Annotated in this window: 14 protein-coding genes; 6 read left to right on the top strand and 8 right to left on the bottom strand. The window is 47.1% G+C overall.

All coding sequences use genetic code 11. From position 1 onward, the window contains the following. Nucleotides 1-104 precede the first annotated feature (104 nt). Together gmk and H6F74_RS24410 are read right to left on the bottom strand one after the other, a co-directional pair. The gene (gene gmk / locus H6F74_RS24415; RefSeq protein WP_347269550.1) at nucleotides 105-683 is read right to left on the bottom strand and encodes a guanylate kinase; all 579 of its coding nucleotides are present in this window, start codon (nucleotides 681-683) and stop codon (nucleotides 105-107) included. A gap of 176 nt (nucleotides 684-859) precedes the next feature. Next, the gene (locus H6F74_RS24410) at nucleotides 860-1,123 is read right to left on the bottom strand and encodes a DUF370 domain-containing protein (RefSeq protein ID WP_190421478.1); all 264 of its coding nucleotides are present in this window, start codon (nucleotides 1,121-1,123) and stop codon (nucleotides 860-862) included. A gap of 273 nt (nucleotides 1,124-1,396) precedes the next feature. On the opposite strand from H6F74_RS24410, the gene H6F74_RS24405 reads away from it, so the two are divergent. The 3 genes from H6F74_RS24405 (at nucleotide 1,397) to H6F74_RS24395 (ending at nucleotide 7,828) form a co-directional block, all read left to right on the top strand. Continuing rightward, nucleotides 1,397-3,232, top strand: a complete 1,836-nt coding sequence (locus H6F74_RS24405) for an NFACT RNA binding domain-containing protein (protein WP_190444722.1) — start codon at nucleotides 1,397-1,399, stop codon at nucleotides 3,230-3,232. 698 nt (nucleotides 3,233-3,930) lie between these two features. Next, a complete protein-coding gene (locus H6F74_RS24400) occupies nucleotides 3,931-6,318 on the top strand; it encodes a CBS domain-containing protein (protein WP_190444721.1) in 2,388 nt (795 codons plus the stop codon). Nucleotides 6,319-6,634: 316 nt separating this feature from the next. Then, nucleotides 6,635-7,828, top strand: coding sequence for an HhoA/HhoB/HtrA family serine endopeptidase (locus H6F74_RS24395; RefSeq protein ID WP_190444720.1), 1,194 nt, complete (start codon nucleotides 6,635-6,637; stop codon nucleotides 7,826-7,828). Between the two features lie 189 nt (nucleotides 7,829-8,017). Here the strand turns inward: H6F74_RS24395 and speA are convergent, their stop codons facing one another. Next, nucleotides 8,018-10,051, bottom strand: coding sequence for a biosynthetic arginine decarboxylase (speA, locus tag H6F74_RS24390; protein ID WP_190444719.1), 2,034 nt, complete (start codon nucleotides 10,049-10,051; stop codon nucleotides 8,018-8,020). A 34-nt stretch (nucleotides 10,052-10,085) separates the two neighbouring features. Beyond that, nucleotides 10,086-10,262, bottom strand: coding sequence for a hypothetical protein (locus H6F74_RS24385; RefSeq protein WP_190444718.1), 177 nt, complete (start codon nucleotides 10,260-10,262; stop codon nucleotides 10,086-10,088). A 165-nt stretch (nucleotides 10,263-10,427) separates the two neighbouring features. Between H6F74_RS24385 and H6F74_RS24380 the strand changes: the two genes are divergently transcribed. Beyond that, entirely contained in the window at nucleotides 10,428-11,153 is a 726-nt protein-coding gene (locus H6F74_RS24380; RefSeq protein WP_190444717.1) for a hypothetical protein, read from the top strand. A gap of 95 nt (nucleotides 11,154-11,248) precedes the next feature. On the opposite strand, the gene H6F74_RS24375 is transcribed toward H6F74_RS24380, so the two are convergent. The 4 genes from H6F74_RS24375 to H6F74_RS24360 all read right to left on the bottom strand — a co-directional run bounded on the left by H6F74_RS24375 (nucleotide 11,249) and on the right by H6F74_RS24360 (nucleotide 17,039). Continuing rightward, nucleotides 11,249-13,738 carry a CHAT domain-containing protein gene (locus H6F74_RS24375; RefSeq protein ID WP_199301589.1) on the bottom strand — a complete coding sequence of 830 codons (2,490 nt, stop codon included), beginning with the start codon at nucleotides 13,736-13,738 and terminating at the stop codon, nucleotides 11,249-11,251. A 447-nt stretch (nucleotides 13,739-14,185) separates the two neighbouring features. Continuing rightward, a complete protein-coding gene (locus tag H6F74_RS24370; RefSeq protein WP_190444716.1) occupies nucleotides 14,186-14,416 on the bottom strand; it encodes a hypothetical protein in 231 nt (76 codons plus the stop codon). Beyond that, nucleotides 14,413-16,263 (bottom strand): DUF5942 domain-containing protein, encoded by a 1,851-nt coding sequence (locus tag H6F74_RS24365; protein WP_190444755.1) that lies wholly within the window; start codon nucleotides 16,261-16,263, stop codon nucleotides 14,413-14,415. The genes H6F74_RS24370 and H6F74_RS24365 overlap by 4 nt, the downstream gene beginning before the upstream one ends. A gap of 572 nt (nucleotides 16,264-16,835) precedes the next feature. Continuing rightward, complete coding sequence (locus H6F74_RS24360; protein WP_190444715.1) at nucleotides 16,836-17,039, bottom strand: hypothetical protein; 204 nt, start codon at nucleotides 17,037-17,039, stop codon at nucleotides 16,836-16,838. Between the two features lie 478 nt (nucleotides 17,040-17,517). Here H6F74_RS24360 and H6F74_RS24355 point away from each other — a divergent pair, with 478 nt between their 5' ends. Next, complete coding sequence (locus H6F74_RS24355) at nucleotides 17,518-17,943, top strand: hypothetical protein (protein WP_190444714.1); 426 nt, start codon at nucleotides 17,518-17,520, stop codon at nucleotides 17,941-17,943. A gap of 119 nt (nucleotides 17,944-18,062) precedes the next feature. Beyond that, nucleotides 18,063-18,227 (top strand): hypothetical protein, encoded by a 165-nt coding sequence (locus H6F74_RS24350; protein ID WP_190444713.1) that lies wholly within the window; start codon nucleotides 18,063-18,065, stop codon nucleotides 18,225-18,227. Nucleotides 18,228-18,266 lie beyond the last annotated feature (39 nt).

The raw sequence follows: 18,266 nt of genomic DNA, 5'->3' as shown, positions 1-18,266 counted from the left end.
TCACCCGAAAGGGTGATTCTTTATAAACAAAGGAACATTTCAAGAGACAGACAGATCCCAGTGCTACCTAAAGCGTGAACCTTTGCGTCCTGGGCGTAAAAAAATCAATAGTTTGCTGTCGTAAAAATAGCGTCTTCAATCGCTTGAAGAGCATCTTTCAAGTCGTCGTTGACGATCTGAATATCAAACTCACTGGCGGCGGCAATTTCTGCTTGGGCGTGACTGAGACGGCGGGCGATCGCTACCTCAGAATCCTGTCCCCGTCCCCGTATCCGGTTTTCTAGCTCGCTTACAGAAGGAGGCATGATAAAGATCCGCAATGCCTCCGGGAAATTTTTCCTGATCTGCCGCGCTCCTTCGAGTTCAATTTCTAAAATCACCCACTGCCCTTGCTGGATGTGTTCCTCCACCCGGCGTTTGGGAGTGCCATAATAGTTTCCGGCAAACTCAGCCGATTCGAGCAGTTCACCAGCTGTTACCATTTCCTCAAACTGGCTGCGGCTGACAAAATAATAGTTTTTACCGTCAATCTCCCCAGGACGAGGGGAGCGAGTGGTGACAGATACAGAAAAATATAGTTCTGGATGACGCGCTAGAAGCGATCGCAGCAGCGTGCCTTTGCCTACTCCACTCGGCCCTGTCAAAACAATCAGTCTCCCTTTTCCCATACCCTTCTGACTCATGCAACAAACTGTAGACTTTCTACTTTAAAACATTGAATTGAGACTTTGGACTATAGGAACTATATATTTCCTTCGTCTCTCAATAAGAAAGCTTTCAGGCTATCCCCCAAGAAAGGAGCGCAGCAAAAGGCAAAAATGAATAATTTTTGCCTTTTACATGATTGCCTTTTTAGTCTTTAGTTGTTGGCGCTACCGTCTTTGCCGATAACGAAGCGATGGGCAACAGTTTCCGGCTGAATAGCCGAGAGAATGACGTGGCTAGAATCAGTAATAATTACTGCTCTGGTACGACGCCCGTAAGTGGCATCAATCAGCTGGCCTCGATCCCTGGCATCGGTAATGATCCGTTTAATCGGGGCAGATTCTGGACTGACAATGGCAACAACTCGGTTTGCAGACACAATGTTACCAAAACCGATGTTGATTAGCTGGATGTCCATAAAAAACTAACGGCATAGCCGCATAAAAAGCTTCATAGAGTCTAGTTCCCATGTTATCTACAATAATATTGACTTACAAGCTTAAAATCCACGAAAAACCCCGTTTTTAGGTACTAACTGCTTTTTTTTACCTTTCAGTTCTTTTTAACTCTTCCAAAAGAAATAGATAAAAATAGCGGTTTCATGTGAATTGCTTCCAGAGCAGGTGACTTAGTTAGCAAGGATGGAAGTAAACTAATTGTGAGCTTGTAACAATAAAAACTACCTTCTCTCGTGCAACTTGTTGACTTTACTACCCTAACTGGTGCTTGTTGCGAACTGCGCGATGAATGGATACCAGCGCGCACCGAACAGGTTTATCAGCGCGATCGCTTTACAATATCTCTAGCACTGCGAACCTTGAAGCGACGGGGTTGGCTGACCATTTGTTGGCATCCGCAAGCGGCGAGAGTTTGTATAGGAAATCCACCGCCCCGGACACCGGATACATTTACCTTCAGCGACCAGCTGCGACATCAACTGGGAGGATTTGCCTTGGTGGCGATTGAAGCGATCGCGCCTTGGGAGCGAGTGCTAGACCTGCAATTTGCCAAACGTCCCGGAGACCCGGTATTTTGGCACCTGTACGTCGAAGTCATAGGCAAATACAGCAACGTTATCCTCACAGGTGCAGACAACCTAATTGTCACTGTCGCCCATCAAGTTAGCAGCCAGCAGTCCAGCGTCCGTCCTATCCAAACCGGACAACCTTACGAAGTACCCCCAGCCCTCACCAATACTACTCCCAGTTTGAGAGAATCCCAAGAGCGCTGGCAAGAGCGAGTCAGTCTTGTACCAGGAACGCTGCGGCGGAACTTACTGAAAAACTACCGGGGTTTAAGTCCAGCGCTGGTCGTATCAATGGCACAAGCCGCAGGTCTAGATTCAGAGGCTACCACCGATAGCTTGATATCATCCGACTGGGATAAATTATTTCAAAAATGGCAAGAGTGGCTGCAAGTAGTTGAACTGGGGACTGGGGATTGGGGACTAGGGACTGGGAAAAGAGAGAAAGGGGAACAAGGGGAGAGGGGAACCAGGGGAGACAAGGAAGAAGCGTTGTCCTCCGTGTCCCCAGTCAAGAGCCAGTTTCATCCCGGCTTTACACCAGAGGGTTATAACGTCTTAGGTTGGGGTATTATCAAGCCTGCCTCATCAGTCCAAGAATTACTCAACCGCTATTACACCGACCAACTAAATCAACAAGAATTCAACCAGATCCGCCATCAGTTAAATCAGAAACTCAGTAATATTCTGCAAAAATTGCGTCAGAAAGCTTCTACCTTCAAAGAACGCTTGCAGCAATCAGACCAAGCAGACCAGTACCGAGAACAAGCAGACTTGCTGATGGCTTACCTCCAAGACTGGGAACCAGGGATGAAGGCGATCGCACTCAACGATTTTGAAACAGGTAAGCCAGTCACAATTCCCCTAGATCCAGAAAAAAACGCTGTCCAAAATGCCCAATCCCTCTACAAGCGACACCAGAAACTGAAACGCGCTCGTACAGCCGTTGAACCTTTACTCCAACAGGTGCAAGAGGAAATTGACTACCTGGAGCAAGTGGAAGCAACGCTCACCCAGCTTGATGCTTACGACGACCCCGAAGATTTACAAACACTTTTAGAAATTCGCGATGAACTGATTGGGCAGAAATATCTAGAAGATCCAGACAATCGCAGCCGTAGGGATGAGGAAGCGAGTCACCCATACAATTACCAGACACCAAGCGGCTTTGAATTACTCATTGGGCGCAACAACCGCCAGAACGATCAGCTAACTTTTCGCATGGCTGGAGATTACGACCTCTGGTTCCACACTCAGGAAATTCCCGGAAGTCATGGCTTGCTGCGCGTCGCACCGGGGGAAGTCCCTGACGAAGCCGATTTGCAATTTGCCGCTGACCTAATTTCCTACTACAGCCGCGCCAGACAAAGTGACCAGGTTCCAGTGGTCTACACTCAACCCAAACACGTCTACAAGCCTAAAGGTGCTAAACCTGGGATTGCGATTTATAAGCATGAGCGCATCATTTGGGGTCGTCCTCAGAAAGCCGTCAACTATCTTTAGTGTGAAGATTTCAACAAAATGTAAATTTTTATGATCCAAAGTTTGTATTTACTGTTACAGTAAATATTAAGAAATCTTTTAGGCTGGCGGTTGGGAACGCGCAGGTTAGGATTTCCTCAGATTAACGACAACAGAATTAACGAGTTTTTTGCGCCAGCTGTGGTAACAGCTGGTCTTTTTTATTAGGTAGAGATAAATATCTATTGAAACATTAAATTTATCAATTAAAAACCCAATTAGTTTTCCGGCTTTTCGCCTTTTTGAGCTTTTCACCCGTTCGCGCCGTTACGCCCCAAAGTAACCAGCTTGATCATCAAGCCTAACGACTAAAAATGGACGCGATCGCTATTGTTCAGAATATTACGCGATCGCTGCCCTGTGTATCCTCTATTTTCGCTATTCACCTTTTTCCTATGCCATCGCGATAGCTTTGCTTGAGCGGGGGCTGTAACAATTAAGTTGCTAAAAATAACCAATACGGAGGGAAAACGGCTTTTTCCCTCCGTATTTGCTTTTTTAGCTTTCTCAGCCTTGCCCTGTCTAAACTTCAGCAGCAAATAAACATGGGAGTATGTAATAATTTATGACGCTAAAGTAATGATTTATTGCACCCAGCTAAGAATAACAACAAATTTGGCTGTATCCTAGCTTACAATTGGCAACAGAACCCCTGTGGAAATTACTGGCTGGGTTTATATATGCACCTAAACGGTTTGCCTATTCCTTCACTATCTCTAGAGCCTGCCATTGAGCGTCAACCTCTAACCGTTGAGCCTGACACACTTCTAGTCGATGTTCTGGCGCTCATGAGTCAGTTAAGGAGTAGTTGTGTGCTACCCAACAGGATAGAAACAGATACCAATGACGTTTCAGAAGATCCCATAGGCAGGAGTTACCAGAGAAGTGTCGCATCGCCCACGTCGGTGTTTCCAAAAAGGGAAAGTGTTCTTGACACCGCCGATTCTTCCGGTTGTTACGTATTGGTCATTGACGGTACGCAGTTAGTGGGAGTATTCACAGAGCGGGATATAGTCCGACTGACTGCTGCTGGAACTTCCCTAATAAACGTCAAAATTGGCGATATAGTAACAAAAACAGCGATTACACTGAGGAAATCGGAAGCTCAGGATGTTTTCACTGCCCTTTCTTTATTTCGTCAGCATCGGATTCGTCACTTGCCAATAATGGACGATAACGATCAAATTGTTGGGGTAGTGACAAACGACAGTATTCGCAAAGCGCTGCAACCCGTCAATCTCCTGACGCGATTGCGATATGTCTCCGATGTGATGACATCTAAAGTCGTTCATGCACCTTTAACCGCTTCTGTTCTAGATTTAGCCCAGCTCATGGCTCAGCAGCTAGTCAGCTGTGTAGTTATTACAGAACAGGGACTGGGGACTGGGGACTGGGGACTAGGGACTAGGGACAAGGGACAAGGGACTGGGGACAAGGGACTAAGTAAGAGTCCTTGCAATCCCCAATCCCCAATCCCCAATCCCCAATCCCCAGTCCCCAATCCCCAACCCCTAATTCCAGTGGGAATCGTTACAGAGCGAGACGTTGTGCAGTTCCAGGCGTTAGAGTTGGACTTGTCAAAAACGCAGGCTCAAGATGTAATGAGTACGCCCTTGTTTTGCCTGCGCCCCTCAGATTCCCTGTGGGATGCCCATCAAGAAATGCAACGGCGGCGTGTGCGGCGTTTGGTTGTGAGTAGCGATCGCGGACAACTACTAGGCATCGTTTCCCAAACCAGTCTGTTGCAAGTGCTGAACCCAGCAGATATGTATAATGTCATCGAAGTATTGCAGCAAGCAGTAGAGGAACGAACCAGCGCATTAAGAAACAGCAACGAGCGACTGCGTTCCGAGATTGCTGAACGCAAACGAGCAGAGAAGGCATTGCAGCAAGCACACGATGATTTAAAAATACAGGTAGAAGAACAAACTGCCGAACTCAATAAAGCCAATGCTCTCCTCAAAGAAGACATTATTGAGCGCGTGTCAGTCGAAGCGGCATTGCGGCAATCAGAAGCGCAATTAAAACAACAAGCCCAACATCTACAACAAACTCTTGACAAACTGCAAAAAACGCAAGCCCAGCTAATTCAAACAGAAAAGATGTCAAGTCTGGGGCAGCTAGTTGCTGGCGTTGCTCATGAAATCAACAACCCCATCAATTTTATCTATGGGAATCTCAACTACGCAGATAAATATGTCCAAGATTTGCTAAAGCTGCTGCAACTCTTTAGCAAGCACTATCCCGATCCAACATCTGATATTCAGCGTCTTACTGAGGAAATTGACCTGGATTTTCTCACTACAGACCTTCCGAAACTGTTAGCTTCGATGAAAGTGGGAGCGAACCGTATCCGGGATTTGGTGCTGTCACTGCGGAACTTCTCCCGATTAGATGAGAGTTTATTAAAATCTGTTAACATTCACGAGGGGCTAGATAGTACCCTTTTGATATTACAAAATCAGCTAGAAGCAAGAACAGGGCGTTTTGGGATTAGAGTCATTAAAGAGTACGGCAACCTGCCTCTTGTAGAGTGTTTAGGGGGTCAGCTTAATCAGGTATTTATGAATATACTGAGTAATGCCATTGATGCCCTGAAAATGCGGAGCGGAGAATTTGAAATTCCCTCTGGTGATAAGGGGCAATGGGAAATCAAAAATTGGGAGGAAAGTACCAATTACCAATTACCTACTATTCGGATTCGCACCGAAGTAGTAGACAAAAATCAAGTGGCAATTTGCATTGCAGACAACGGCATCGGTATGACAGAGGCAATCCGTCGTCAGATGTTTGACCCTTTCTTCACAACGAAACCTGTAGGCAAAGGCACTGGGTTGGGATTGTCAATTAGCTATCAAATTATTGTGGAAAAACACGGCGGTCAGCTTCACTGTAATTCTGCAACCGGTCATGGAACAGAGTTTATAATTCAAATTCCGATTAGACAGCAATCTCACGCCAAACCTGTTTATCGAAACCGACGATTGAAACCTACTATTGAACGAAATGAAACACAGAGAATACACGAAAGTGAGTGTGTTTGTGAGGGATTAAAAATGCAAGATTAAAAATTAATAAAATAAATTATATTTGAGGTGAAAATTTTTTACTGGTAGCGATCGCATTCTGCCGTGAGAAATAACCCAAAAAATGCGCGATCGCTCTTTTATTATTTATAAAGGATAGACGCAACTTCCCAACCTGCGGATTCTGTAGCGTCTGTCTTGCCTTAAAGGGTGTGCCATTCTCTTTTGCAGCCTAGATATGCCCATGATGTCTGAGATACTACAGAAACCGCATTCAGTCTATTTGCTGCTGCGGTGAAGAACTTTTTTGATTACAGTGGGATTATCTACTGTATTGCTGTCGTTTAGCGCAAAGAATATGAGTTTACTTGCCAAGCAGCTGACCACTTATCTCGCTTTGTTGGCTATCGGCGGTGGTGCAGGAATATATGCCAGTCGCTATTTTAATGCTGACGAAACTCGCGTTAGTAGCGGACAGCAGCAAATATTTCCCCCAACGGTACAACAAATATCTCCAGGGCGCGGGTCGTCCCAAGATAACCTGAACTTTATTGCTGAAGCTGTGGAAAAAGTCGGCCCTGCGGTGGTCAGAATAGATTCGGCTCGTACAGTGTCCCAGCAAGTTCCGGATGCTTTCAGAAACCCCTTTTTCCGACGCTTTTTTGGCAACGAAATGCCAGTTCCCCCAGAAGACAGAGTTGAGCGGGGTACGGGTTCTGGATTCATTCTTAGTTCAGATGGTCGCTTGATGACAAATGCTCATGTTGTCGCTGGGGCAGATACAGTTAAGGTGACGCTCAAAGATGGCCGGATTTTGAATGGTCGTGTAGTGGGGACAGATCCAGTTACTGATGTGGCTGTGGTCAAAATTGATGCTAATAAGTTGCCGTGGGTACGGCTGGGAGATTCGGAAAAATTGATACCAGGTCAGTGGGCGATCGCTATTGGCAATCCCCTCGGACTAGATAACACTGTAACTGTAGGCATCGTCAGCGCTACAGGGCGTTCCAGTTTACAGGTGGGTGTCCCTGATAAGCGAGTAAGATTTATTCAAACTGATGCGGCAATTAACCCCGGAAACTCCGGCGGCCCGTTATTAAACGCTCGTGGCGAAGTCATTGGCATCAACACAGCAATTCGGGCAAATGCTCAGGGACTCGGTTTTGCTATCCCGATTGAAACTGCTTCGCGAGTCGGTAATCAGCTATTTAGCCAAGGTCGTGCTGAACATCCCTATTTGGGAATTCAAATGGTGACGATTACCCCAGACGTGAAAGAAGAAATTAACAAAAGTCCGGAAGTACAATTTAAACTCACTCAGGACAAAGGTGTTTTAATCGTGCGAGTCGTCAAAAACTCACCAGCAGACCGCGCTGGCTTACGTGAAGGAGATGTTATTAAAAGAATTAGCGGTCAACAAGTCAATAGTGCCGATCAAGTACAGGAACGGGTAGAAGCTAGTTCAGTTGGTGGCAAGCTGGAAGTAGAAATCAATCGCAACGGTCAAAACCAGAATGTCCAAGTCCAACCCGGTGCTTTCCCTGTTGAGTAGTTTTACGCTGACGATTTTCCCTCACTTGGCATCTAACCCAAATTCCGCACCTTCAATTGTCCTATGTGACAACTGGGGGTGCGGAATATAGGTAATAGGGCATTTGTTTGGTTTCGCGGTTGCACAGGCCCAAGCTACTAGGGCTTACTTGTCTACGATATTAAAGGGCTTTGACATTGCCCCTGCTACTTACGACGACAGATAAGTGTACCGACTCAGACTCTGCTCGTAGTTTTGCAGTAAGCGCTGGGATTCTTGTATAGTAATCCGCTTGTCTAGTAGCGCCTGTTCGCATAGACGGCGAATCTGCTCAATCAAATCTTCAGAGTCGTACTGCACGTAACCCAACACTTCCGTCATCGTGTCTCCCTTGACTACGTGTTCAATTTTGTAGGCTTTGGGTGTCAGCTGAATGTGGACAGCGTTGGTGTCGCCAAACAAATTATGCAAATTGCCCATAATTTCCTGGTAAGCGCCATTCAGGAACATTCCCAGGTAGTAGGGTTCTCCCGGCTTTAGGTTGTGCAGCTCTAGAACTGACTTTACATCCCGCAGGTCAATAAAGCGGTCGATTTTGCCGTCGCTGTCGCAGGTGAGGTCTGCCAGAATCGCTCGCCGCGTGGGTTCTTCATCTAACCGATGAATTGGCATGATGGGGAATAACTGGTCAATTGCCCAACAATCCGGCGCAGATTGGAATACAGACAGATTGATGTAGTAGATGCTCGCCATGATTTTTTCCAGGTCTTCCAGTTCGTCAGGAACGTATTCCTGCTTTCTGGTAATCGCCAGAATTTTCTCGCAACAAGCCCAGTAAAGCCGTTCGGCTCTGGCTCGTTCGGTGAGGCGCAAAATCCCCAAATTAAAGCGGCTGATAGCTTCTTCTTTGAATTGAGCCGCATCGTGATATAGTTCTTGAAAGTTTTCCTCGTTGATGGATTGGTAGGTTTCCCAAAGGTAACGAATAACTGCTGATTCGCCTTCTTGTGGGGGTTCGGGCGCGCCAGAGGGGACATCGCTGGTGCCAAGAACATCAAAAATCAACACTGACTGATGGGAAGCGATCGCTCTGCCACTTTCACTAATCAGCGTTGGAACTGGCAAATTGTGTTCCGCGCAAGCTTCCTTCAACTCTGCCACGATGTCATTGGCATAGTTCTGCATATTGTAATTTTTGGAAGCGTAGAAGTTGGTTTGAGAACCGTCGTAGTCCACTCCCAAACCGCCGCCGACATCGAGATATTTCATGTCAGCTCCCAGATGGGCTAACTCGACGTAAATCTTGCTAGCTTCCTGAATTGCGTCTTTGATGACATTAATAGCAGAAATTTGGGAACCAATGTGGAAGTGCAACAGCTGCAAACATCCCAGCAGATCGGCATCTCGTAACTCTTGTACCGCCTGGATAATTTCTGGAATGGTGAGTCCAAATTTAGCGCGATCGCCTGTAGAACTTCCCCAGCGTCCCACACCTTGGGTAGAGAGCTTAGCCCGGATACCCAAAATCGGTTTGATTCCTAACTGACGACTAGCTTCAATACACAGCTGCACTTCTTCAATCTGCTCTAGCACAATCAGCGGCGTTTGTCCCAGCCTTGAAGCCAACATTGCCGTTTCGATGTATTCCCGGTCTTTATAGCCATTGCAGATCAACAGCGCTCCCGGCGTATCCAACAATGCCAAAGCAATCATCATTTCTGGCTTAGAGCCAGCTTCCAAGCCGAACTGATGTGGCTTGCCAAACCGCACCAGATCCTCAAGCAAGTGTCGCTGCTGGTTGCACTTGACAGGATAAACCCCTTTGTAAGCACCGGGATAGTTGTAACGAGCGATCGCTTTAGCAAAGCAAGCATTCAATCGCTCGATCCGGTCTTCCAAAATATCAGAAAAGCGAATCAGCAATGGCAGTCCCAGATTACGCAACTTGAGGGCGTTAACCAGTTCAAATAAGTCTAAAGATCCACCGCGTTCCCCTTTGGGAGAAACCGTGACATTACCCGCTGCATTAATCGAGAAATACGGTTGACCCCAGCCTTCAATCCGGTATAAATTCTCACTATTTTCTATTGCCCAGGATTTAGGCAAGTCTTCGCGGGTCGTCCGCGACAAACTCATTTGAGGTTGTTTAACAATTGCCGATGCACGGTCATTTGATAACTTTTCCGTGTTGACTTCATCGGTTTGTGAATGTTCTGGAATTGCAGAAGTGACTTGCTCACCCATTTTCTTTCTAACCTCGCTATACCCTGTCGAGTAGCTAGTCTATCGTATCCTGCAAGATTAAACTGCCATTTTGTAGCCAGCCTGTATCTGTGGTTGGATGTCTAATAAACTCACCTCTATTGTTAACAAAATCTGCTGGGGACTGGGGATTGGGGACTGGGGACTGGGGATTGGGGACTAGGGACTGGGTAACATTCTTCGCAATTCCCAATTCTTAATTCCCAATCCCCAATTCTTAATTCCTAATTCCTAATCCCCAATCCCCAGCCCCCAATCCCTTCTTTTTGCTATCTGCCTCTGCTAATTTATACCTGTTGTTCTAAACTTTGATATAAACTACCCAATGTTAGTCAGTTGTGCCAGTTGAGGGCGTTCAATGCTCAATCAGCCCGATAAGCCTCATAAAAAGCGCCTCAGTGTTCATTTTCTGCACCAGATGCTCTACAACTACCCACTTGCCTTCTGGGGTGGCTTGTGGGCATCGGTAGTGGTAATTGGTGCAATAGCAGCGCTGGGTCTGGTCAGTACCGGCCCAATCAAGGAAGAGGAGCCTGTACTTGTTAATCCTGTACCTGCTCAAACAACGGTTCCGGAATCCTCAACGCCTCTACCCAGCTTGAGTCCGACTGAAGACTCGCAGACCGCCCTGCCCGGCTTCACGGCGGTTCCAGAACCGGAAGTGGAAGCTCGAAAGAAAGAGAAAGTGCCTTCTTGGTTGTATGCTGCGATCGCCTTCGGCTTTTGTGGCGGTTCTCTTTTGATAGCGCTGAACATGAATCGTACATCTCGGCGTAAATCGCTCAAACGTCCAAAAGCGGGTACAAAACCCGCCCCTACCGCTAGCGTCGGTAAAAAGCGAATTGCTAAGAGCAATACCGCAACGCTGGCGCGTCCAATGCAACGCCGTCCCATGTCCCCAAATCAACCAACGGTAGGCTCTCGGATTCAAGTAGCGCCGACCCCAACGCTCACATACGGAAGAAGTGAAGTAACAGTGGTGCCTGCGGAGGAAAATCATCCTCTAGATTGGGGCGAGGAAAGTTTGGCAGAAGTTATGGATCTGCGAAAGCGGCAGCCTCTTGCAGCACTGCTAAAGAAGTGAAAAAAGAAGGGACTGGGGATTGAGGATTGGGGACTGGTTAAGATTTTTTCCAATTCCCAATTCCCAATTCCCAATAAAAATTCAAGAGGCAATTTTTAACTTTTAATTGCTTTTTGCCAATCTTGAATTATTTTTTCTGACCAGAGCCAGTTTTTACTCAGCGCCTCGGGTTGAAAGTTAACGGGATCGTCTGTCATCACCTTTTGGCGAAGCTTTTTAGACTCGTCTAAAAGTTTTGTCCGCTTATCATCTGGCTGAGTTTTTGCCAATTCCTTGAGTCCCAGTGCTAAGCCCGCATAGGTAGTCAAGGTGTTTTGATTGGGCTTGTTTTCTCCAGTTAAATATAAAGCATCAAACAAAACCTCATTAGCACGCTTGAAATTGCCTTCAGCGTAGTAGGCGAAACCCAAAGCATTGAGGTAGGCGATAGATTTGGGTTGTTTTTTGACAGCTACCTCCCAAAAACGACGGGCATCATCCAGACTGTAATCCTTGTTGCCAGTTTGAATAGATTGCCACGCCAAACGCCCTCTCAAGAAACTAATGGCGGCGTCATCAATTTGCTGGCGAGAAACAGTATCTAGCGCTCCTTTGGCTTGCTGCAATGCTCCGCGGTTTAGCAATTCTTCTACAGCAGGAACTGCGGCGGCTAAGTTATTTTGACCGAACTGTTCAATTGCGGCAACTGTGACTGTGGAGGTGTTGGCTGTTTTCAAATCAACAGCTTTGAGATTTGAACTGGGTAGCTGAGTAACTGGCAAAGAGCTTATTTGGGATTCTAAAAGTTCTCCTGGTTGGGGCTGGCGACTTTGGAAGAACCAGAATCCTAAAAGCGCGATCGCTACCGTCGATCCTAGCACCCCCAACATCACTGGAATCACCTTAACCCGTTGTCTCCCGCCCTCACCACCACGTCTCCAGAAGCGCCTTGGTGGCCTGACGGCACCAGAATACCCCAGTAGCGATGTCTCCGGCACCGAATCCTTAGTAGGGGCTGGCTGATTGGGGACTGGGGACTGGGGACTGGGGATTGGGGGTTGGGACAAGGAGGGCTGGGATACATTGTCTCCCCCGCTCTGAGTCTCCCCGCTTGGCGTTGCGGGATCGGGGTTGAGTTGGCGCAGCAAATCCGCCACCAGAGCGGAGTCGTCCTCGTAGCCAGCATCGTCATATGGATCGTCACCCGGATCTGCCCAGTCTGGTTCATCATACTCATCGTATAAATCATCATCCTTGGGAGGTAGATTTGAATTGTTGTCGGGAGTTAGGGAACCGGATCTAGACACAGGCGGGGCAAAAAATGCAGCTTCTTCTTCCCCAGTGAGTGTATCAAGAATTCCCGCCCAAGGAAGGTCTGTACCAGCAGCGTCAGTCAACTGGAGGCGTTCGGCTCCCGCATTCATAGCGTGATGGGCTGGTGTCAAATAACCGTCAAATTCCGGGTGCAGATAAAGGATGGGTAAAGCCCAGTAAAGCTGACGAGAACCATAAGTAGATATTAAATTCTGCCGCGCTCGACTCAAGCTCAAGTCTATGGGATAACCTTGATTCAAATTGCTGTAAAACCGGCGCGCCAGCGTTAAAGCTACCCGATCCGGAATCCGTTCTGCCATTGCCAGGACGCTCTTGATTCCTCGCTTAACCAAAGCGTCTGCCAGATTTCGCTCCGCTGCGCCATCGCCGGAATTTGACATTGCGGTATGAGCGCCGCGACAAGAGTTAAATACTGCCAGTTGAACGCCGTTATTTACCAGCAACCCAGCTAGGTCATCACCGCTTAAAGTCTCCGTTAAGCCAGTTTTGCGACTAACCAGGTAGAGAGCGCCGCCATCTGCACCTTGGTCGCTATGCCCTGCGTAGTGAAAAACTTGATACTGACCTTGTTCTAGTTCGTGCGTCAGTTGTTCTGAGCCTGGTTGATCCAAAACAGTGAGCTGAATTTCTGGCAAGCCATTATGAGAGCGTTTACTGAGTTCTGCTTGCAGATGGCTTGCTTCTTGTTTGAGATCCAAACTTTCCTGGTCAGTGGGGGCAGCGATCGCCATTAATATTTTTATTGGTTGATTTACCTGGGAAGCCCCTGATAAGGCGGCACTTCTCAACCTGGTATTCACCTGATAACGGGAGAAGGCGACATCTGTGCCTGTTGCCAATGGACGCTCGCCATCGTGCAGCACTTCCCAAGGTAGGCTGAGTAAGCGGGGGTCTTTGAGTCCCAGCCGCAACCGCAGCACCTCTTGTCGATGTTGCGCGATCGCTTGGGCAATCATCCAACTATCTCGCAGCGTACCTTGAAACAACGCCTCGTAAAGCTGCTGACCCAAGGCCACCAGGTTTAGAGAAGATTGATTTGCCTGTGTGTTGTTCGATGCCGATCGAGAAGTGTCCCCTGGAGACAAAACCATCAACAACGGGTCATTCATCAAGTGCTTGGCATCGGCCAACCACCCCTCCACCTGCCACGTCACTTGCTCCTCGGCCAATGGCACAGCACCGGGTGTACCAACACATTCTGTCCGCACCCAATATTTATTTTCCCCTAAGGGATTTACAGAGATGTGAAATTCCTGAGCCACTGCTACCATGCACTCCTGCTTCAGTTAGAACATCTGTCTGCTCTCTTTTTGGAGGAGGAGTAATTTTTCCCCTCTTTTCCTAGATAGATTTAATTTACTTAAAGTTTCCATAAATTGCAGTTTTTCCTTCTCTGATGGTACATACCTGGTGAAGCGAACGAGAGAAGGATAAAAGACTTTTTTTTCTAAGTGCCTAGAAACGCAATTCTTGGAGGCTCTGCCTCCCCTAACGATAGACGGAGTTAAGTTTAAGTGAGGCGGTCGCCTCACAGCGGACATTCCCTAGAACAAAAAAATTTTCCGGGGATTTCTCCGGATAAGTGGTGTAAGCCAGAGAAAAGTAGATTGGTAGATGCACCCTGATTGACATCCCCTGGCTCACCGGTTTGAGCCGGGGATTTTTTTTCAAGGTCAGGATGGCTAACCAGAACATAATTAGCCATCCTGACCTTAGCCTTAGTCCGAACTCAGTTGCTCAAAAGAGTTGACTTCCAGAACCGGGCCAATCATGGCGAAAGTCATCACATCTTTTTTGACTTCACCTTTGATTTTTACTTTCAGTCCCGATTTGCGTAACTCTTCTGGGGGCTTCTGGAGTTCGTAGGTTTCGCCATCGTCGGTAACTAATGCCCAGGTTCCAGGGCCGAGTCCTTTGCGTTCGATGGTGCCTGTTACTGAAATGCTCATGCCGTTTGTTTCTCTCCTTGAGAGGCTAGATAGGCGAGTCCGTAACACAGAAGGGCGTTGGTGATCAGGAAGGTGCGAGCGATCGCGCCATCACCCAACCACAATACCGCCGGATCTACTACGGCGCTCACCACTAAACAGGATGCCACACCGACAGCTGAACCGATAGCAAACCACTTCCAGCTGCGGTGTCCCAGTAGCAGTGCTACTAAAACAAAGGGAATTAACACGCTGGCAAAGATCGGATTCAATAAACCGCTTCCTTGAACTGCACTTCCCAACTCAGGAATCGAACTACCCATGACGCGGAAAGGCCACTGGGGTAGATCGAAAATATAGAACCCTCGCAGGAAAAACAAGCCAGAACTCCCAGCAAGTAATCCACTGGCAAGCGACCAACTCCAACCGAAGGGAAAATAATTCCGCAAGAACCAAGCTAGGAGATAGGAACCCAGTACCATCGCCACTTTAGGCAACAGTGCCACAGCACCGCCATCAATCCAGAAGCGAGGATTGAGATAGCCATTGTCCCGCAGCCAGCGGAAGAAATCACGGAAGGTAATTTGTCCGCGCAGGGCAAGTTTTACAGCAGCACCAGCATCCAAATGGCCAGCACCGTAGTAGTTGAGTCCGTCATCCTGAACCGCCCGTGCTGACTCCTTGAGAACTTTCTCAATGTCATCTGGTTCTGTCACGCCCGCGGCTTTGATTAAAGCTGCAACTCCGGCTACGTGGGGAGATGCCATGCTAGTGCCTTGGAAGGCGGCAAAGACGGGGATTAAATTATCATTTTCGTCATAGCCGATGGTTTCTTGCAGAATTCCACCAGCTGCTGAATTTTCTCCCTCTCCTTGCATTGCTCCACCGGGGGCGGAGATATCCACACCAGCACCATAGCTGGAGTAGAAGGCTTTTTCCCCAGATGAATCAATGGCGGAAACACCGATGACGTGGGGATAACGAGCTGGATAGGAGGCAGAATTCTCGTTAGAGTTTCCTGCTGCGGCGATGATGACGACACCTTTGCTGTGGGCGTAGTTAATCGCTTCTTGCATGATTTGGCTTTCACCGCCACCACCCAGGCTCATGTTAATTACATCAGCACCGTTATCGGCGGCAAATTTAATTGCTTCGGAAATGTCGGCAACTGTACCGCCGCCACTGGAACTCAAAACCTTGAGGGGCATGAGGTTGGCTTCGTAAGCAACACCTGCGACACCGTAGTTGTTATTAGTAGATTGAGCTACGGTTCCGGCTACGTGGGTGCCGTGTCCGTTGTCGTCGTCGGCTTCTACTTTGTCGCTTACGAAGTCGTAGCCTTTGACAAATTTGGTATCTTTCAAGTCAGGGACTTGGCTGATTCCGGTGTCAATTACGGCAACTGTAATGCCTGCGCCTTTGGTTTCGTCCCAGGCTGGTTCAATGCTGACGTTACGCAGGTTCCACTGCTTGCCGTATAAGGGATCGTTGGCTCCTCTAAAGGCAGGCTGCGCCTCATCCTTGCTGGATGAGAATGCCCGGTAATTGGAGTTGCCGGGAGCTTCCGGCAACTTATACATATAATTCGGCTCGATGTATTCTGTCAGTTTGGCTAGACCGGATTTTTTCAAGGCTTTCAGGGTAGTGCGATCGCCTTTGACGATATACACATTATCCGCCTGGGAGAATTCGCTGTTTAGTTGTGCGCCGAGCGATCGCACCTGCTCCTGCCGCACCTCGGCTGGCACGTCCTCGCGGAAGTCCAGCACAATCGTCTCAAATTCTCCCTGAGCTGCCAATCCCTTGAAGTTAAACAGGGCAAATCCTAGCCCCAATAAAAACAAGCACGCTATCAAAAGCTTTCTCATAACCACCGTCTCGCGATCGCCAGTTTTCTCCCCACGATAACTCATGCCTCTGGCAGATGGTGTATTTATTTTTTTTATTATTTTTTAGTTTTGAGATTTATATAAGTCTTATGTTGATGTGCTTTTTTATTGGCTTGTCTCCCTCTCCCCTAGCAAAGCAGCTGTTCTTTAACGCCTCCCTGCACCTTGGCTAATGTCTGGACTGCCATAATCGACCGGTTCGTAGTTCTGAAATTCTATAATATTGTGCTGTTTTACTAGGGAAAATACCATTTTCATATTAACCATTTGCATCATAATAATTAAAATAACTATACTTGTAATTTTTAGAAAACACCCCATCACATCCCCTTAATACTAGGTAACTTCTGCACTTTCAAATTATTGAAAGATAAAAAGCTTTTTGTTAGCTTGAATATTTTTTTAAGGAATATGTTCCATAAGTTTTTCTTGGTTGTTATAACAAAAAAATAATTTTTACAAATAAAATCAATTATTTTAGATTGTCAACCATCCAAAGTATGAGAAGTATTTTGCTAAAATGTGAATGTCTGGTAAAGTTACGCTCGGTTTTAATCGACAATTCTCAGCCTGCCAAGCTTCACAGCAACGAACACTTTGTCGATTAGAGTTTTCTCCAGGTCGTTGATGGAATCCTTTGATAGCAGCACTGACATCAGTAAATGCTGATCCATGCGGGAAATTCTACGAAAGGTAAATATCTGATGAATCACTTGTTCAATGGTGAACTGGGTTAGGTCAATTTGAGATTGCATCCTGATTTGTAAAAGTCGATGTTCTTAATATGAAGCTTTTATAAAGAACATCAAGTGATAGAAACCTGTAGCAAGATGTGACATCTTAGATGTAAATTTCTGATTGAAATCCCAAAGTTTAAGCGATCGCGCTGGCTAAGAGATTGTGACTAGCTCTTATAGGGACAAGTGATTGGGGTCACATTTGACTCTAGAGAAACCAGCTGTCTTCCTATATTTTTCAGATAGACTTAAGCCTCAACCCCTTACCTGGCAAAGAATTGGGATAATTTTATCCTCGTTCCCAGTCAGAAAACGGGAACGCCGATCAGCAGTGAAAAGGAAACAGAGAATCTGAGGCGATCGCCTTAGTGTAGGCATTCCCAGTCAGAAACTCCTAACGAGAGACAACCCAAAAGTGTTGGATCTGGGCTTGCTTTACTTCCAACGTCTGTTAGGCTGCAAGATATTAGGATAATTTGAGGGCAAAAGTCCGACAATGGAACGAGGTCTCTTGTGGTTGCCCCTCTTGGCAGCATTTATCTGGCTGGCTTGGCAAGGGTGGAACGAGTATCAAAAAGTTGAAGCATATCGCCGCTGGGCAGGGCAGTTTGAGCGGTCTAAGTATGATATCTATGCAGTGCTGGCTCAAAATGACAGTAATTTGACTTGGGGAAAACCCACGCGCAAAGGCCCGGTGGAGGTGCAGACATTTTCGCTGAATGATGTGCAAGCTATTAGGTTGCTGGTGGATGACAAGCAAGTTGACTTTGATTCACCGCCTAGTAAAGGTCGCGTTGCTTCCCTGGAATTTGTGTTTCCACTTGCTGCTGTGAAAGTTCCTTTTACAGAAATCCCTCTGGCAGTGCAATGGGGAAAGTTTCTTCAACAGGAATTAGAAAATATCGCAGAGGGTAACGGGTAGCGATTTTTGTATCGTAGCTGTAGGTATTAGACAATACCGTTTGGGATTAGGGACTGGGAAAGACTCTTTTCAGTCCCTAATCCCAATCTCCCTAGCTTGGTTGCAAGTCGTGATTGTGAATGATAGTGCAGATCCTGCGAGTTTATGACTGCGGCTCCGGAGGAGTTTGGAGCCGCAGTCACACCAGCAGCATGGGCAGATCAAGCGCTCCTGAACTACTCGAACGTTTCCAGCTAGATGTATTGTTGAGCGTGCAATGTCTGAAGATGACGGCTACGCTTTAATCCAGAAAATTGACAGCTGATGCTAGAGATGAAGATCGT

Origin of the sequence: Trichocoleus sp. FACHB-90 (assembly GCF_014695505.1) — a bacterium.
GTDB lineage: Bacteria > Cyanobacteriota > Cyanobacteriia > Cyanobacteriales > FACHB-T130 > Funiculus > Funiculus sociatus.
Note: the sequence above shows the minus strand (reverse complement) of the source record. Positions and strands in the feature narration are given on the sequence as shown.

What these genes read in the sequence shown, in the direction of transcription:
- H6F74_RS24360 (WP_190444715.1), bottom strand. Translation starts at nt 17,039, where the DNA reads ATGCAATCTCAAATTGACCTAACCCAGTTCACCATTGAACAAGTGATT.
- H6F74_RS24365 (WP_190444755.1), bottom strand. Translation starts at nt 16,263, where the DNA reads ATGAGAAAGCTTTTGATAGCGTGCTTGTTTTTATTGGGGCTAGGATTT.
- speA (WP_190444719.1), bottom strand. Translation starts at nt 10,051, where the DNA reads ATGGGTGAGCAAGTCACTTCTGCAATTCCAGAACATTCACAAACCGAT.
- H6F74_RS24355 (WP_190444714.1), top strand. Translation starts at nt 17,518, where the DNA reads ATGGAACGAGGTCTCTTGTGGTTGCCCCTCTTGGCAGCATTTATCTGG.
- gmk (WP_347269550.1), bottom strand. Translation starts at nt 683, where the DNA reads ATGAGTCAGAAGGGTATGGGAAAAGGGAGACTGATTGTTTTGACAGGG.
- H6F74_RS24350 (WP_190444713.1), top strand. Translation starts at nt 18,063, where the DNA reads ATGATAGTGCAGATCCTGCGAGTTTATGACTGCGGCTCCGGAGGAGTT.
- H6F74_RS24410 (WP_190421478.1), bottom strand. Translation starts at nt 1,123, where the DNA reads ATGGACATCCAGCTAATCAACATCGGTTTTGGTAACATTGTGTCTGCA.
- H6F74_RS24375 (WP_199301589.1), bottom strand. Translation starts at nt 13,738, where the DNA reads ATGGTAGCAGTGGCTCAGGAATTTCACATCTCTGTAAATCCCTTAGGG.
- H6F74_RS24370 (WP_190444716.1), bottom strand. Translation starts at nt 14,416, where the DNA reads ATGAGCATTTCAGTAACAGGCACCATCGAACGCAAAGGACTCGGCCCT.
- H6F74_RS24400 (WP_190444721.1), top strand. Translation starts at nt 3,931, where the DNA reads ATGCACCTAAACGGTTTGCCTATTCCTTCACTATCTCTAGAGCCTGCC.
- H6F74_RS24380 (WP_190444717.1), top strand. Translation starts at nt 10,428, where the DNA reads ATGCTCAATCAGCCCGATAAGCCTCATAAAAAGCGCCTCAGTGTTCAT.
- H6F74_RS24395 (WP_190444720.1), top strand. Translation starts at nt 6,635, where the DNA reads ATGAGTTTACTTGCCAAGCAGCTGACCACTTATCTCGCTTTGTTGGCT.